The sequence below is a fragment of the Streptomyces sp. NPDC058464 genome, from assembly GCF_042721035.1.
Classification (GTDB): domain Bacteria; phylum Actinomycetota; class Actinomycetes; order Streptomycetales; family Streptomycetaceae; genus Streptomyces.
On the sequence record NZ_JBHXMA010000025.1, the window covers coordinates 31,951 to 48,367 of the forward strand.

The 16,417-nt window shown below is 70.0% G+C and carries 9 protein-coding genes and 1 pseudogene; 5 read left to right on the forward strand and 5 right to left on the reverse strand.

What is annotated here, in order from left to right:
• Window positions 1–52 precede the first annotated feature (52 nt).
• The 4 genes and pseudogenes from mmuM to ACFWPQ_RS29870 all read left to right on the forward strand — a co-directional run bounded on the left by mmuM (window position 53) and on the right by ACFWPQ_RS29870 (window position 6,481).
• A complete protein-coding gene (mmuM, locus tag ACFWPQ_RS29855; protein WP_384041350.1) occupies window positions 53–970 on the forward strand; it encodes a homocysteine S-methyltransferase in 918 nt (305 codons plus the stop codon).
• Window positions 971–1,081: 111 nt separating this feature from the next.
• Window positions 1,082–1,483 (forward strand): annotated as a pseudogene (locus tag ACFWPQ_RS29860) (helix-hairpin-helix domain-containing protein); the annotation flags it as partial.
• 317 nt (window positions 1,484–1,800) lie between these two features.
• On the forward strand, window positions 1,801–2,184 hold the full coding sequence (locus ACFWPQ_RS29865; protein ID WP_384041353.1) for a CU044_2847 family protein: 384 nt from the start codon (window positions 1,801–1,803) through the stop codon (window positions 2,182–2,184).
• Between the two features lies 1 nt (window position 2,185).
• The gene (locus ACFWPQ_RS29870; RefSeq protein ID WP_384041356.1) at window positions 2,186–6,481 is read left to right on the forward strand and encodes a tetratricopeptide repeat protein; all 4,296 of its coding nucleotides are present in this window, start codon (window positions 2,186–2,188) and stop codon (window positions 6,479–6,481) included.
• A gap of 497 nt (window positions 6,482–6,978) precedes the next feature.
• On the opposite strand, the gene ACFWPQ_RS29875 is transcribed toward ACFWPQ_RS29870, so the two are convergent.
• A complete protein-coding gene (locus ACFWPQ_RS29875; protein ID WP_384041359.1) occupies window positions 6,979–7,248 on the reverse strand; it encodes a hypothetical protein in 270 nt (89 codons plus the stop codon).
• A 163-nt stretch (window positions 7,249–7,411) separates the two neighbouring features.
• Here ACFWPQ_RS29875 and ACFWPQ_RS29880 point away from each other — a divergent pair, with 163 nt between their 5' ends.
• Window positions 7,412–8,470, forward strand: coding sequence for a LacI family DNA-binding transcriptional regulator (locus tag ACFWPQ_RS29880; protein ID WP_384041362.1), 1,059 nt, complete (start codon window positions 7,412–7,414; stop codon window positions 8,468–8,470).
• Here the strand turns inward: ACFWPQ_RS29880 and ACFWPQ_RS29885 are convergent.
• From ACFWPQ_RS29885 to ACFWPQ_RS29900, 4 genes are all read right to left on the reverse strand, one after another.
• A complete protein-coding gene (locus ACFWPQ_RS29885; RefSeq protein ID WP_384041365.1) occupies window positions 8,444–10,003 on the reverse strand; it encodes a carboxylesterase/lipase family protein in 1,560 nt (519 codons plus the stop codon). The two genes, ACFWPQ_RS29880 and ACFWPQ_RS29885, sit on opposite strands and share 27 nt — an antisense overlap.
• Before the next feature lie 120 nt (window positions 10,004–10,123).
• On the reverse strand, window positions 10,124–11,374 hold the full coding sequence (locus ACFWPQ_RS29890; RefSeq protein WP_384041368.1) for an alginate lyase family protein: 1,251 nt from the start codon (window positions 11,372–11,374) through the stop codon (window positions 10,124–10,126).
• Between the two features lie 26 nt (window positions 11,375–11,400).
• A complete protein-coding gene (locus ACFWPQ_RS29895; protein ID WP_384041371.1) occupies window positions 11,401–14,607 on the reverse strand; it encodes an alginate lyase family protein in 3,207 nt (1,068 codons plus the stop codon).
• A 257-nt stretch (window positions 14,608–14,864) separates the two neighbouring features.
• On the reverse strand, window positions 14,865–16,397 hold the full coding sequence (locus tag ACFWPQ_RS29900) for a glycosyl hydrolase family 28 protein (RefSeq protein WP_384041374.1): 1,533 nt from the start codon (window positions 16,395–16,397) through the stop codon (window positions 14,865–14,867).
• Between the last annotated feature and the right edge of the window lie 20 nt (window positions 16,398–16,417).

Here is a 16,417-nt window from a genome sequence, read left to right on the forward strand (position 1 = left end):
CACCGTGGACGCGGTCGGTCGTTCCGCCGCCGGGTCGGCTAGCGTCGGAGGCATGACCAGCGACATCTCCCCCAGCCTCGCCGACGCCCTCGCCGCCGGGACGGTCGTGCTCGACGGCGGCATGTCCAACCAGCTGGCGTCCGCCGGGCACGACCTGAGCGACGAGCTGTGGTCGGCGCGGCTGCTGGCCGACCGGCCCGACGCGGTGAGCGACGCGCACCTCGCGTACTTCAGGGCAGGCGCGGATGTCGCGATCACCGCCAGCTACCAGGCCACGTTCGAGGGCTTCGGCAAGCGCGGGATCCCCCGCGAGGAGGCCGCCCGGCTGCTCGCGCTGAGCGTGGAGCTGGGGCGGGACGCGGTACGGCGGGCGCGGGCCGAAGGGATCGTAAGGCCACTGTGGGTGGCCGCCTCGGTCGGGCCGTACGGGGCGATGCTCGCGGACGGCTCCGAGTACCGGGGGCGGTACGGGCTGAGCGTCGACGAGCTGGAGCGGTTCCACCGGCCGCGGCTGGAGGTGCTGGCCGCGGCGGGGCCGGATGTGCTGGCGCTGGAGACCGTGCCGGACGCGGACGAGGCGGCGGCGCTGCTGCGGGCGGTGCGGGGGCTGGGGGTGCCGGCCTGGCTGTCGTACAGCGTGGCGGGTGGGCGGACCCGGGCGGGGCAGCCGCTGGAGGAGGCGTTCGCCCTGGCGGCGGGGGTGGACGAGGTGATCGCGGTGGGGGTGAACTGCTGTGCGCCGGAGGATGTGGACGGGGCGGTGGAGGTGGCGGCGCGGGTCACCGGGAAGCCGGTGGTCGTCTATCCCAACAGCGGTGAGGTGTGGGACGCGGAGGCACGGGCGTGGACGGGGCGGTCGCTGTTCGACGCCGGGCAGGTGGAGGGGTGGCGGGCGGCGGGGGCTCGGTTGATCGGGGGGTGCTGTCGGGTGGGGCCGGAGGCGATTGCCGGGATTGCTCGGGTGGTTTGAGGGCGCCTGTTCGCCATGGGTGGCTGCGGTGTGGTCGGCGGCTGCGGGTCGTTCTGGGCTGGTCGCGCCCACGCGGCGGAGCCGCAGATCGACACCGCCCTGCGCCGCTGACAGCTCGTCGAAACAGGCCTAGTCACCGACCTCGCCGACCTGTTCGCCCTCACCGGCGAGCAGATGCTCGCCCTGGACCGGACGGGCGAGACCCGCGACAACTTGCTCGCAGGGATCACCGTGGCCAGGCGGCAGTCGCTGTCGCGGGTGCTGTGCGCGCTCGGGGTGCGTGGCACCGGCCGGTTCATATCCCGCCGCATCGCCTGCCACTTCGCCACCATGGACAACATTCGCGCCGCCGACACCGAGACGATGCAGCAAGTCGACGGCATCGGGGGCGAGAGGGCCCTCTCGATCGTCGCGGAACTGGCCGAACTCCGCCCGCTCATCGATAAGTTCACCACTGAGGGCGTCAACATGAACGAGCCCGGCACCACCCCGCCCGCCTCTGGCGACGATGATCGTCGTCGTCACCGGCACGATGAACCGAGTCGATCAGCTCTTCGATGCTGTTCCGCTCGGTCTGGTCATGGACAGTCTGCGGTCGCGGGCAACGCGGTTGCGACTGAGGATTGGCCAGTTCGAACTTATCGGTCGGGGAACCGTTCAGCAGCGGGTCGTCGTCGCAGCGTGAGCAGCGGGGTGATGCGCTGTTGCTATCACAACACCACCTGTAATTAATGCTATTTATGCGTTTTTCGTCCCGGGTCGGTGGCGTGTTTGGTAAGAGTTGCTCTGCCTGTTTGATGTCGGGATCTTGTGCTGCTTCTGGGGGATGCATGGCTGGCGGGTCGATCACGGTTCAGGTGGGGGAGACCGAGCTCCTGGTGGAGACGGTTCCTGTGAGTGGTACGCAGGCCACATCGAGGGTGGGGGACGCGGCGCAGGGCGTGCGTGATGCCTTCGTACGCGCGCAGAATGCGATCGTGGAGGTGGCAACCTCGACGATCGCGGTGCTGGACCAGGCGGGACGGCGGGCGGCCCGGCCGGACGCGCTGGAAGTGGAGTTCGGGCTGAAGTTCTCGGCGCAGGGCAACGTCATCGTGGCGGGCTCGGCGGGCGAGGCCACCCTCCGGGTGAAGCTCACCTACAACCGTCCCGTCCCCTCCCCGCCCGCGGGCGCGCCGTCGGCTGCCGGTGCCCCGGGAACGGCGGGATCCTGAGGTGAGCGTGCACACCACGACGCCGCTGGACCGGGTTCCCGGGTATCTGGGGCGGGTCCTTCATGAGGATGGCCCGATCGGCACGTGCTTTCAGGTTGCTCCCGGGCTGCTGGTCACCGCCTGGCACGTCCTGGACTGCGTGGAGGCCGGCGCGGTGGGGGCGAGTGTGCGGGTCGATCCCCTTTCCGGGGGCGGCGCCTTCGACGCTGTGGTGGCCCGTGTCGATCCGGTGCACGATCTTGCGGTCATCCGCGCGCAGCAGGCGCTGCCGCAGTCGGTGGTGGGATGGGAGCGTACCGACGGGCAGGAATACGGGACGCCCCTTGTGATCACCGGTGCGCCCGAGGTCAGCGATGTGCACGAATACCGTTTCCTGGATGCGCGGGGAACCTGCGAGGGTGGCACGGTACGCGATGACGCGGTGCCGTTGGGCCGGGCACGGGCCCAGGATGTTCTTCCCGGCATGAGCGGGGCTCCAGTCCGCCGTGCCGGCGACGACAAGGTGATCGGTGTCCTGTCCGCCCGCTACAACAGCGCGGACGGATGGCTCCAGCACAGCATCTGGATCGCCCGCACCGAGAACCTGGCCCCGCTCCTGCAAGGCCTGGCGACTCTCGAATTCACGGTGCCGGTGCTGCCCACCGACGGCATTGACCTGACCCTGCACATCGGCTCGGACGAAGTACGCCTGAGCGGGGCCTGCCTGCAGCCTGTCACCGGCACGCACCGCGGGGTGAACGAGACCGTGCTCACCGCGCTGCGGGAGATCCGCCAGGCAAGGGCGACGCAGGGCGCACATGCGGCGCAGGACTCCGCAACCTCGGACAGCGAACCGGTCTACCGCGGAGACGGGACGGCACAGACGACGCCGGTTGCGGCAGCCGTCCACCGGGCCGGCCGACTGCTCACCGACGCGTTCCTCACCGGGCAGGTCGCCGAGGCACTGGCCGACGTGCTGTTGCAGGCAGAGCAGGAACACAAACTGGTCCGGCTGGCGGTCCAGGCCGACGGAGGGTACGGGCGACTGCCCTGGGAGATCCTTCTTCACCCGGTCACCGGGCTCGCACTGGCCCTGCGGCCATATGTCACGCTCTACCGCAGAACCACTGCCACTGCTCCGCCTCGCTTACCGGGACCGCTGCGGATCCTGGTGGCCGTCTCGGGACCGGACGACAGTGCCGGCCAGGTCCTCGACTACGAGCGCGAACTGCGCAATGTCCTGGCCTCCGTACGGTCAGCCCGTGCAGGCCACGCCCACGTCAAGATCGTGCAGTTCGCCACCACCACGGCCATCCGAGCCGCACTCGCCCAAGAACGCTTCCACATCCTGCACCTGTCCGGCCACGGACGCCCCGGAGAACTCGAAGTCGAACACGACGACGGTACTTCCCGCCTGGTAGACGCTGACACCTTTGTCACCGCGGCCATCCCCGCAGGCAAGATGCCCCCTGTCATCGCCCTGTCGGCCTGTCACACCGCCGTCGACGACGGTGACCGTCCCTCCTTCGCCGCCGGCTTGGCCGCCCGCGGAGCAGCCGCTGTGATCGCCACCGACACCTCCATCACCGACATCTATGCGACCCGCTTCTTCGCCCGCGTCTACGGCGACCTCACCAGCCAGGACTCCCCCGACCTGCTCGAAGCCGTCGCCCAAGCCCGCCGCACCGTCCACGCCGACCTCGCCGGCTCAAGCAGCCCACGCGAACAGCAGGTGGCCGCCTTCGAGGAGTGGTCCACCCTTACCGTCCTCACTGCCACCAGCCGCCTTCCACTACTCACCCTGTACAACACAACCTCCGGTCCCAGTGACCACAGCGATACCTCCCTCATGACCGCGGACCGGGGACGGACACGGCTGGACGGGCTCATCGTCCGCCCGGAAGGCGAGTTCGTCGGCCGCCGCCGCGAGCAAAGAGCATGGCCCCGCACCCTGGACGCCACCGCCACCGCCGGCCTGGTCCTGCACGGCATCGGCGGCATCGGCAAGACCACCCTCGCCGCCGAACTCGTCCTGCGCATGCAGCACCTGCGGCCCGCCTGGATCCACACCGGACTGGCGGGGGAAACCTCCGTCGACGAGTTCTTCACCACCGTCAGCGATCCCTTCATGCCCCTGCCCGCACCCGATGCATCACTGCAACTCCCCCACACCGCAAGCCCATCTGGCATCGCCCTGCCACCGCAGCAGCTCACCCACCTCTTCCACGCCCGCCGCGGAGACCTGGCCTGGCAGCAACGCCTCAACCACCTGCGCAAAGCCATCGGCGACACCCCCGTACTGGTCAGCCTCGACAACTTCGAGGACAACCTCACCCCCAGCACAGCCGCTCCCTCGCCTGCATCTACCGGAGACCTTGGCACTCAGCGCGGTGACACTGCGGCAGCGTCACAGGATTCCGGCGAGATGCGCATCACGGACCCGGACCTGGCCGACCTTCTTGCCGCCTGGGCCCTCGACCCCGGCGACAGCAAACTCCTCATCACCTCCCGGTTCCCGTTCACCCTGCCCAACCACGCCCACCACAGCCTCCAGTTCGAGCACCTCGGCCCCCTCTCCCACGCCGAGACACTCAAACTCGCCTGGTCCCTGTCGGCCCTCGACCGCCTCACCGAACCCCAACTCACCCGCGTCTGGCACCTCGTCGGTGGCCACCCCCGAGCCCTGGAATACCTCGACGCTCTCCTCAACAACAGCACTGCCCGCTACCCCGACATCACCCGTCGCCTCACCCAAGCCCTCCGCAAGCGTCAACACGCACACCCTGCCGTGCCCGCCCCCAACACCAACGGGACGGAAGCAGCAGACGACCTGCGCACAGGCAGCCGAACACTGGATGCGCGCCTCGCCGAAACGGCCACCCTCGCCGCCGACGACATCCTCCTGCCCGACCTGATCGCCCGGCTGTCAGCCACCGCGCATGCCCTGCTGCGCCACACCGCGGTCTACCGCGAACCCGTCGACACCAACGCCCTCCTCTTCCAGACCAGCCCCGACGACGACACCGCAGCCACCACTCCGGCCTCCGCCCAACGGATCCTCGACATCCTTGCCAACGCCGGAATCCCCCTCGACCAACCCGTCGACCTCACCACCCTCCCTACCGACCTGCAGGAGCAGCTCGCTCCCCATCTCGCAGAGGCCAGGAAACTCCCCACACCCCCACGCGCCCACCCTGCCGACCTCGAACAACTCCTTGCTCAATGCGCTGGCACCGGCCTGCTCCACACCAACCGGCAGACCGGCCGCCACTTCGTCCACCGCTGGACCGCCACCGAACTCCACCGCCACAACAACGATCTCCAAGACCTCCAGCAAGCACACCGCAATGCCGCCGCATTTTGGCGCTGGCATGCAGCAGCCTGGCCCCAAGATCCGGACGCGGACATCCACGACCACCTCGAAGCCCGCCACCACCTCCTCCAAGCCAACGACCTACAACAAGCCGCCGAAGTAACCGAAAACTCGTTCGCGCTGCTCCGGGACCGGGGGTCCTGGAACCGCGCCCGCGCCCTCATCACCACCAGCCTCACCTGGCTGCCCGTCTCCTCTTCCCGGCACCCTGCCTGGCTCCATGAACTCGGCAATCTTGCCTTTCTGCAGGGTGAGTATGAGGAGGCTAGGAACCTGTACGAGCAATCCCTCAAGATTAAGCAACGCCTCGGTGACCAGGCCGGCTCCGCCAACACCTATGGGCAGCTCGGCATGCTCGCGCAGCAGCAGGGCGAGTATGAGGAGGCGAGGCGCCTGTACGAGCAATCCCTCAAGGTCTTCCAGCGCCTCGGTGATCAGGCCGGCGCCGCCGGCACCTACCACCAGCTCGGCATCCTCGCGCAGCAGCAGGGCGAGTATCAGGAGGCGAGGCGCCTGTACGAGCAAGCCCTCCAGACCTCCCAGCGCCTCGGCAACCAGGCCGGTTCCGCCAACACCTACGGGCAGCTCGGCATGCTCGCGCAGCAGCAGGGTGAGTACGGGGAGGCGAGGCGCCTGTACGAGCAGGCCCTCAAGGTCTTCCAACGCCTCGGCAACCAGGCCAGTTCCGCCAATATCTACGGGCAGCTCGGCATCCTCGCGCAACGAACGGGAGACTGGGAAGGCGCGACATCCTGGTCCGGGATGGCTCTGGCCATACTTATCCGTCTACAGTCACCGAAAGTCGCGCCCGCTTTGCAGCAACTCTGGGAATGCCACGGGGTTTTGGGCGCCGAGCAGATCGCAGCGATCCTCCGCGAACAAATGGACCAGGAGATGGTCGAGGCCATCTTGGAGTGGCTCAATAATGAGGAACAGATCAGTTGAGTAGTGCTAGGCAGCCGATCAAACCTGTTCCTTAATGAGGGTTTGATTCATCTATCAGATGGTTGATGGTGCGTTCCGGAGGTCAATCGCGAGCATCAACTCAGTCGATCCGCCGAAAAAATTACCTCTGCAAAAATTAGCACACCAGTTATGCGCCGGTTTCCGCACAAGAACTCCTGTCTCGTTTGGAAATCTACCGGTTCACCGGAAAACGAGAACGCACGCCCCGGCGCAACCGAAACTCCCGCACACGCTCTGCCCCGGCCGACCGCCACCGCACGCACAGGCACCACGCAACCCTCACGCCCTACCCCAGCGACCTGTCCAACGCCCGCTGGGAAACTCATCAGCCCCACCCTCGAAGCCCGGCGTCAGGCCCACAACGGCATCCCTGGCGCTGCCTGCCCCACGACTTCCCTCCCCACCAGAGCATCTACGCCTACCTCAGCCCTCTGGGAAGTCGGCGGCATCTTGCCAAAAAACACCGGCCGCAAGCGTCACATCGTCACGACACACTCGGCCTCCTGCTGAACGCCGCCGGCACCCAAGTCCGCGACCGCCACCCCATCAGCGCCAAAGCCCGGGCCGACAACGGCTACAAAACCAAAGCCGTGGAACAAGCCGCCCACCTCGGCATCGACCTCGAAATCATCCAAGGCGACCCCGCCATGCGCGGCTTCCAGGTCCAGGCCCGCCGCTGGCTCATCGAACGCACCCTCGGCTGACTCATCCACCATCGCCGCCTCGATGACGACTACGAAACCCATCCCCACCGAACAGCCGCCGTGATCCAACTAGCTGCCATCAACATCCTGACCGTGGCGCGCAGTCCCCGTTTGCCGGTACCCCTGACGGGCGCCGCGGCCCCCGTTCCCTGTATCCGTGGCAGGGCGCTAAGGTCCCCGTGGGAACCGGTTGGTGGGGGTGGGGTTGACCAAGAAGAGCGGGGAAGACGGGCGGAGCACCATTCGTGATGTCGCCGCGCGTGCCGGGGTGTCCGCGTCCACCGTGTCCCGGGTGCTGGGGGGCGAGTATCCGGTCAGTGCGGCCACCCGTACCCGGGTCCTGCGGGCCGTTCGTGAGATGGACTACGTCGCCGACGCCCGGGCGAAGGCGGTCGCCGGGGTCGGTACGCCCACGCTCGCCTTCGTGCTGGAGGACATCACCGGGCCGTCCTTCGCGCACATGGCGTACGGCGTGGAGCGGGAGGCGGCGCGGCTCGGGCATCTGAGTCTCGTGTGCAGCACCGACGGGGACGTGCGGCGCGAGCTGGAGTTCATCGGGATGATGCGGGCCCAGCGGGCCGCCGCCGTGATCCTGGTGGGCGGGGCGGCGGACACGCCCGAGTACCGGGAGCGGACGCGTCGGGTCGCCGACTCGCTCGCCTCCGCCGGGTCGCGGCTCGTGCTCTGCGGGCGGCCGCCGCTCGGGCCCGGCGCGCCGGTGACGGTCATCGAGTACGACAACGAGGGCGGCGCCTACGCCCTGGTCGCCCATGTCCTCGCGCAGGGGCACCGGCGGGTGCTGTTCCTGGGCGGGAAGCCGGACCACACGACGGCGATGGGGCGGGAGCGGGGATATCTGGCCGCGCACCGGGCCAGGGGTCTTGAGCCCGACCCCGCGCTGCTGCTGCACGGTGACTTCACCCGGGACTCCGGGCACCGGCTGATACGGCAGGCCCTGGCATTGGGACTGGAGTTCAGCGCGGTGGTCGCCGCCACCGACATGGTGGCGGCGGGGGCGCTGACCGCGCTGCACGAGGCGGGCCTGGCGGTGCCGGGGGACGTGTCGCTGGCCGGGTACGACGACATACCGTTCGCCCGAGATCTGCACCCCGCCCTGACCACCGTGCACGTGCCCTACGAGGAGCTGGGGCGGCTCGCCGTGCGGACCGCGCTCGGCCACGGTGGGGAGTCGGCCGACGAGCACCTGCTGCTGGGGACGCACGTGGTGGTACGGGACTCAGTGGCGACGCACGGCGGCCACTGAGCGGCGCAGCCTGCGCACCGCCAGGGCCAGTTCGGCCGTTCGTTCGGGGTGCGGCGGTGGCACGCCCGGGTTCCAGAGGGCGAACTCCTCGTCCCGCAGACCGGGCACGGTGTGGGGCTCGCCGTCGCCGAGGACGCGGACCGGGTGGGTGTCGTCCCAGGGCTGCCAGCCGGGGTCGCCGGTGGCGGCGAAGCGGACCCAGGCACCGTGGATGGCGTCGGCGAGGTCCTGCGGGGCGCCCTCACCGGCCAGCCGGACCGCGTCGGACACCTCGCCGGTGTCGAAGACGAAGCCCAGTTCCAGGGCGTGGCAGGCGCCGAGGCCGGGGCGGTTGGAGGGCCAGGCGAACTCGTAGAGGTAGGAGGAGCCCGGGCGGGCCGCGGCCAGCCGGTGCAGCGGGCGGCGGAGCAGGTGGTCGGTGACCATCTGGCCGACGATCTCGGCGGGGCCGGCCCCGGGTTGCAGGGCACGGTAGCCGCGCGGCACCTCGTGGCCGACATGGCAGCGGGCCATGGCACCGGCGAGGGCGACCGGGCCGAGCCGGTCGATGTGGTCGACGAGCCCTCCGGGGACCAGCCAGAGCCGGTACTCGTCGCGGGTCCAGCCCATCAGGAGGTCGACGCCCCGCGCCGCCTCGCCGTCGAGGAGGGCCTGGAGCGGGTCGCGGGGGACGAGGTCGCCGTCGACCACGATTCCGAAGGCGGGGCCGCCGAGGACGGGGCTGCTGAGCCGGCCCACCTCGGCCTGGGTGCGCAGCAGCAGCTCCCGGTCGACCTCGGCGAAGGCCTGGGCGGTCGCGGGGATCCTGAGGCGGCTGGCCATCCGCCGGACCATGCGCCGTACCTTGTCCCGTTCCGAGGCCTCCGGCGGGCCGCTCTGCAGGACGGCCCGGCGGATCAGGCCCTGCGCCTGGGGTGCGGCGAGCAGGGCGCCGGCGCTGATGGCTCCGGCCGACTGGCCGCAGAGGGTGATGCGGGCCGGGTCGCCGCCGAAGGCCGCGACGGTGTCATGGACCCAGCGCAGGGCGGCGAGTTGGTCGCGCAGGCCGGGGTTGGGCGGGGTGTCGGGGAACAGGCCGTAGCCCTCCACGCCCAGCCGGTAGTTCATCGAGACGAAGACGACCCCGTCACGGGCGAACGCATGCCCGTCGTACACCGGTACGGCCGAGGATCCCCTCGTCAGGGCGCCGCCGTGCAGCCAGACGAGGACCGGGAGCCGGGCACCGGGGCCCGGTTCCGGGGTCCACACGTTGAGGTTGAGGCAGTCGTCGCCGGGAATCACCGGGTCGGACAGATACTGGGCGAACGCCTCCGAGTACGGCGGTTTGGGCGCCGTCGGCCCGAAGGCGCCCGCATCCCGGACGCCGTCCCAGGGCTCGGGCGGCACGGGCGGACGGAACCGGTGCGCCCCGAAGGGCGGGGCGGCATAGGGGATGCCGCGGAACACGGCGACCCCGCGCTCCCACCTGCCGCGCACCGCCCCGTACGGGGTGTCGGCCACGGGGTCCTTCGGCTCCGTCCGGTCCGCCGTCATCCGCCCACCAGCTCCTCCCGCCGCGTGTGCCAGTACGCCGGTACGACAAGAGCACCACATCTGCTCCGGGTATTCCGGCACACACGGCGGTCGGGCGGACACGTGGGCGGATACGCGCGGCTACTTGGCGTACATCAGGGTGCCGAAGCCGAGCTGGTCGTAGCCGCCGCTGTCGGAGCCGTAGTCACCTCCCCCGCCCTCGGGGGCGACCAGGTCGTAGTACATGGCGGAGATGTACTTGTCGTCGAGGTACAGGCGCCGGTTGTAGTGGAAGTGGAGCATCGCCCACACCGGGCGGACCTGGCCCCGGGAGCTGGCGGAGACGACGGTCTGGGACGACTGGGCGCAGCTCTGCCCGGTGCCCCAGGTGTAGGTGGTGAAGGGGACGTCGTCGCCGATGTTGTACTTGGCGACGTACTGGGCGGCCTTCATGAACCTCTTGTCGTCGTAGGAGTACAGGTCGTCGCCCTGGTTCCAGGCCATCTCGCAGACTGCGCCCATCTGGCCCATGCCCATGACGGTGTGGCCCTGGTCGCGGCCGGACTCCTGCCACTGCCCCAGCGCGTAGCCGTCGGAGTCGGTGTACAGGTACGGGACCGCGTGCTCGATGGAGCCGTTGCCCGCACCCGACTTGAAGTAGGTGACGGCCTGGTCGTACTTGGCGCTGTCCTCGTTGAGGATGCCGATGGCCAGGACGGAGGCCATGTTGCACAGGTCCCAGTTGGCCCAGTAGTTGGTGATGCAGGCGTCGTTGTGGTTGGTCAGGAAGCTGTTGTTGAGCGGGTAGAAGACGTTGGCCAGCATCTCCTGGGCGGCGGCGAGGTCGAAGCCGTCGTAGTCGCGCATCAGCTCGCAGGCGTTGGCGAACTGCCAGCCGTAGAGGCCGGCCGCGAGGAACCGGTCGGCGTTCCCGGTGACCGTCGTCAGTGTGGTCGACCAGGCGTTGAGGATGTTCGCGGCGCAGACCGCGTTGGCCTCGGTGCCGCCGACCTGCCAGCGCAGGGCGTTCTGGTAGGCGGCGGCGATGTCGCCGTAGAGCAGGCTGTAGTTCTGCCCGTCGCCGCCGCGGATGATCGTGGCGGTCGCCCGGTTGGTCCAGGTCGACTGGGAGTGGGAGTTGGCGGTCAGCTTGTTCCAGCCGGACAGCCAGGGGTCGGTTCCCGCCGCGACCCTGACCTTGGCCCGGTTGATGTCACCGGCGTTGTGGAGCATGCCGGGGTGGGTGAACGTGGTCGGGGCCGCGTGCGCGGTCGTGGCGACGGTGGCGCCGCCGAGGGCGAGGGCGGCGGTGAGGCCGCCGGCGGTCCTCAGCAGACCGCGGCGGCTCAACTCTGTTCTGCGGAAATGCTCGTGGGGGGAAGTGCGGCTCATCGCTGTGCATCTCCAATCCGTCTGGCTCAGGTGGGCGTGATGCTCACCTCGTCGAACTCGGTGGTGCAGCGGACCGGTTGGCTGCGCGAGCAGACCACGAGGCCCACGTGGTAGGGGGCGTCACCGAAGGCCGGGATCTCTCCGTCGGCGAGGGGGGTCCAGGTGACGCCGTCATCGGTGGACAGGGCTGCGGCGAAGGCGGTCCCGACGCGCTTCAGCCGCAGCAGGGCGGGCAGGGTGACGGCCGCGCCGCCGGTGAAGGCGGAGGCTCCGGCCACGGTCCTGCGGAGCATGAGCTGCGCGGTGCTCCCGCCGGTCACGACGACTCCGGCGGCCTGGTCGAACGGCGACAGCGACTTCGCCATCAGCAGCCCCACCCGGTCGGCGCTCACGCCGGTACGGGAGACGAGCCGGGCGACGATCTCGCAGTCGCCGCTGATGGACTGCCGTACGAACTGCCCCGTCATCCCTTGGCCGTTGGCGTTCAGGTCGACGCCCGCGCCCCGCACGGTGAAGGTGCCGTCGGCGTACGACGTGCTGCCCGGCGTGGTGATCGCGACCACGCCCAGAGTCCCGAGGGCGCGGTCGTCGAGCACGGTGTCGCCGAGGTCCCCGTACGTCCACGGATCGGGCGGCGCAGTGCCGACCGTGAGTGCGAGGGTGCCGGTCGTGGCCCCGGAGGCGTTGGCCGCGGTGGTCGTGACCGTGAACTCGCCTGTCGCGGTGGGGGTTCCGGAGACCAGACCGGTGCGCCGGTCGAGCCGGAGCCCGTCCGGCAACCCGTCCGCCGTGAACAGCACGGGCTCGTGCGCGGCCCGCAGCAGATGCCGGAAACCTTCGCCCTGGTTGGCGAACGCGGTGCTGGCCGAGGTCAGTCGGGGCACGGACGGGGTGGGCATCGCGGCCTGCGCCGGCGCCGAACGCGGCCCGCGGCCACCGGCGTTGGTCTTCACCACCGTGTAGTGGTACGTCGTTCCCGGCGCCCCGGTCGCGTCGGCGTGCCGGACGCGGGTGCCGAAGCCGACCGGGCCGACGCCGGTGGCGAGGGTCTGGTACGGCCCCTCGGCGCGGGTGGCGCGCAGCACGGAGTACCGGGCGGACAGGTCCGGGTCGCTCCAGGCGAGCTCGACGGCGTCGGCGCCGGTGACGGCCCGCAGGTCGGTGACGGCACGGGCGGGACGCGGCACGCACCACACCGCACCTGACGAGGAGACCACGCTGACGTTGTCGAAAGCGCCGGTACCGGTCTCCGCATAGTCCTCGTCGACGCCGAGGCAGGCGGTGAGCGCGAGACCCGCGTACGCGGTGCGTCCCAACTCGACCTCGGCGGCGCCGACTTCGGTCCAGTGGACGCCGTCCGGCGAGATGGCGCCCGTGCACCGCGCGCCCTTGCGGGTCACGCGCACCCAGTAGGGCGCCCGCAGCCGGTAGCCGTCGCCCGCGCCTTCGACGTAGGGCGCCTCCAGGGGTGTCGCCGACTCGGGCAGCGTGCCCAGGTTGGAGAGCGGGAAGGCCGCGTTGACCGTGATCGCCTGCTGCTGGGAGGGCGGCACGGGCGTACTACCGGTCGCGGAGACCTCCGCACCGGCCACGGGCCTGACCGTCCACACCCCGCTCCAGGTGTGCAGCGGCAGCCCCTGGATCAGCATGGAGGCATGCGCCGCGTCCGCGTCGAGCGAGGCCCGGACCGTCACACCGATCTTCGAGTACTGCGAGCTGAGCGGCCACACGATCCGCGCGGTGACCGCGCCGTCGCCGCGCAGCGGCAGGTGGACGAGGCGGTAGGTGTCGTCGGTGCCGCTCGCCTCCAGCACGAAGCGCTCGCCGTCGAAGGCCGCGGAGCCGGGGATCCTCACCTGCCCGACGTCCTGCGCAGTCCAGGGCCCGGGGAGTCCGGCGGAGGCCGCCGCCCATGTCGAACTCCCGCTCTCGCCGAGTGAGTTGGTGGCGGCGACGGTGTAGTAGTACGTCCGTCCGGCATGCACGCGCAGGTCGGTGTACGTCGGCTCGCCGACCCCGGACGCGATCTCCTCGTACCGGCCGTCAGCGGCGCTCGCCCGCAGGACCGTGTAGGAGTCGGCCCAGGTCGACGGCAGCCAGGTCACGGTGACGGACCGGTCCTCCCCCACCGCCGTGACACCGGCCGGTGGCGTCGGCACGCTCGGGGCGGTCGCCGTCGCGCCGGCGTAGGTGAAGGTGCCCCAGCTGGGCAGGTCGTCGTTGCTGCCCTCGACGACGCGGGCGCCGCCGGTGCCGCGGAAGACGGCGTTCTTCGTGTAAGGGGTGTCGAGGCCGCGTACGCCCGCGTAGTGGGCGTACGCCATCTCGTAGATCGGCGGCAGGGTGCCGCGCGAGGTGGCCGAGACGGCGAGCTTGAGGTACTTGCCGGTGCGGTCGAGGTCGGGGACGAAGGGGACGTCGCCGCCGAGGTTGTAGCGGGCGGCGTACTCGACGTTGGCGAGGATGCGGTTGCCGTCGAAGCCCCAGAGGTCGACGCCCTGGTTCCAGGCGACCTGGGCGGCGTCGGCGAGCAGGCCGACCGCGAGCTGTTCGTGGCCCTGGTCCCGGCCGCTCTCCTGACCCTGGCCCGCGTCGGTGACGATGCGGTGCAGGACGCTGCCGTTGCCCGCGCCGGCCGCGGCGAAGCGCAGCGCGTCGTGGAAAAGGGTGGGCTGCTCGCAGAACACGCCGATGGCCAGCAGGGACTGAAGGGACGTCAGGTCCCAGTTGCCGTTGGCGTAGAGCGTGTAGCAGGACAGGGCCGGATACCAGACGCGCAGGAAGGACTCCTCGCAGCGCGCGATGTCGGCCTCGCTCCAGCCGTCGTAGCCGGTGTGGCGCAGGAGTTCGGCCGCGTTGGCGAACTTGAAGGCCTGGAGCCCGGCGCCGAGCGGGCCGTCGGCTCCGGTGACGGCGGTGAGCGAGGCGGACCAGGCGTTGAGGATGTCGCGGGCCTTGTCGGCGTGCGCCGTGTCGCCGGTGACGGACCAGACGAGGGCGTTCTGGTAGGCGGCGGCCGAGTCGGCGACGGCCTGGTTCTGGTAGTTGGCGGGGCCGCGACCCCAGGTGGTGATCTGGCCCGTGTTCTGCACGGCGTAGGTCGCGGAGGAACGGGCGTGGGCCGCGAGCGCCAGGTAGCCGTCGTAGACCGGGGATTGCCTGGCGGCGACCGCTGCCTTCATCCGGGCGAGGTCGTCGGCGGAGTGCAGCAGACCGGGGTGGGAGAAGGCCATCCCGGCCTGATCCTGAGCCTGTTCCTGGGCCGCCGCCCGGCCGGGCACGAGCAGTCCGCTCGCGCCCGTCGCCAGCAGCAGGGCCGCGGAGCCGCCGAGGAATCCCCGGCGGCTGACAGGACCCGCTGCAGTTGGCTGCGGTTCGGCAGCGGTAGCGCCCCGAAGGGGCGCGAGAAACTGCGCGACCAGCCACGACGGAGCCGCAGCAGCCCCACGGCCCCTCCCCGCGCTTCCGGCGGAGCCAGGTGCGGGGATCGTCATGACGCGGCGGCCGCCTCGGCCTCGGCGGTGGTGAGGAACTTCAGGTTGGTGACGTGCTCGTTGGAGAACCACTGGATCTCGTCCGTGGTGTAGTACCAGCTCGGCTTCTTCATGGAGTCGGCGATGACGACGCCGTTGATCACCAGGTTCTCGAAGGTGACGTTGGTGATGGCGTGGTCCGCGTCGTAGCCGAGGAAGAGCGACGGGTTGGCGTGTGTGCCCGTGTAGCTGAGGTTCTTGACGTAGACGCCGTCGATGCCGCGGCCGACCGAGGTGTTGTACTTCGTGTTGTACATGACCTTCATGTAGATGACCTGGCCCCAGCGGAAGTCCTCGATCCGTACGTCCTCGATGCGGACGTTCCTGATCAGGTTGGAGTCGCCGGGGTTGAGGGCGATGCAGCCCTGGTAGTTCATCTGGGGTTCGCGGTGGTCGAGGATGTCGATGTTGCGGATGACCAGGTTCTCTATGGTCTCCGGGGCGTCGCTGTTGCCGTGCGTGCCGATGTTGATCGGGTGGGCGACGTCGGCCCACAGGGAGCAGTTCTGCACGGTGATGTTCCGGGTGTCGCCGTAGTAGTCCCAGCGGTGGGCGTAGATGGCGATGCAGTCGTCGGAGTTGCGCAGGAAGCAGCCGTCGACGATGACGTCGCTGGAGGAGAAGATGTCGATGCCGTCGCCGTTGCCCTTGGAGCTGAAGCCGCGGACCTTCTTGATGTGCACGTTCTGGGCCTCGCCGAGGGTGGCGATGTAGTTGCCGGGGTTCATGATGATGACGTCCTCGACCCGGATGTTCCTGCTGCCCTCGCAGAGCACGCCCTGTCCTGAGCTCGCCCAGATCATGCCGTGCCCGCGGAGGGCGGCCTTCTCGACGTCCTTGAAGTAGACGGTGGCCTTGAGGACGGCGCCGCCGGCGAGGTAGACGGTCTTGCCGCTGGGGACGGTGAGGACGCCGCCGGTGACGGTCTGCACGCCGGGGCCGAAGTAGATGACGTCCGGGTCGTCGGCGGCCGGGGTGCGGTGCTCGATCCGGTTGGTGATGACGTGCAGGCAGTCGAAGATCTCGTCGTTGATCTGGACGACCAGGTCCTTGGGCTCGTCGAGGGTGAACCGCAGCGTGTCGCCGAGGAGTTCGGGCGTGATGCCGTACGAGTCGGGTCTCACCCGGGCCTTGGTGGTGCCGCCCTTGAGGTAGGTCACCTCGACTTCGACGGAGCACTGGAAGTCGAAGTACACCATCGAGGAGTTGTAGACCTTGCCGGAGCCGGTGGTGGCGTTGATCTCCTCCAGCTGCGGCCGGTAGATGTCGAGGGTCTGCCAGTCGCCGTCGGGGGCGGTGCGGACCCGGACCTGGAAGCTGGTGTTGGTCGGTACGGCCGACGGGCGGGGGTAGGTGACCAGCTTCGGACGGGACCCGTCGCCGTCGTCGGCGTGGGCGGCGGTGGCGGTCAGCCCGCCCGAGAGGCCGGCGGCGAGCACGGTGGCTCCCGCGGCCTGCAGGGCGGTGCGGCGGGAGAAGGGCGCGGTCATGCGTGACTCCTTGCAACGGG

Coding starts and splice junctions, on each gene's coding strand:
- ACFWPQ_RS29895 (WP_384041371.1), bottom strand. CDS start 14,607: ATGGCCTTCTCCCACCCCGGTCTGCTGCACTCCGCCGACGACCTCGCC.
- ACFWPQ_RS29875 (WP_384041359.1), bottom strand. CDS start 7,248: ATGGGTTTCGTAGTCGTCATCGAGGCGGCGATGGTGGATGAGTCAGCC.
- ACFWPQ_RS29865 (WP_384041353.1), top strand. CDS start 1,801: ATGGCTGGCGGGTCGATCACGGTTCAGGTGGGGGAGACCGAGCTCCTG.
- mmuM (WP_384041350.1), top strand. CDS start 53: ATGACCAGCGACATCTCCCCCAGCCTCGCCGACGCCCTCGCCGCCGGG.
- ACFWPQ_RS29900 (WP_384041374.1), bottom strand. CDS start 16,397: ATGACCGCGCCCTTCTCCCGCCGCACCGCCCTGCAGGCCGCGGGAGCC.
- ACFWPQ_RS29885 (WP_384041365.1), bottom strand. CDS start 10,003: ATGACGGCGGACCGGACGGAGCCGAAGGACCCCGTGGCCGACACCCCG.
- ACFWPQ_RS29890 (WP_384041368.1), bottom strand. CDS start 11,374: ATGAGCCGCACTTCCCCCCACGAGCATTTCCGCAGAACAGAGTTGAGC.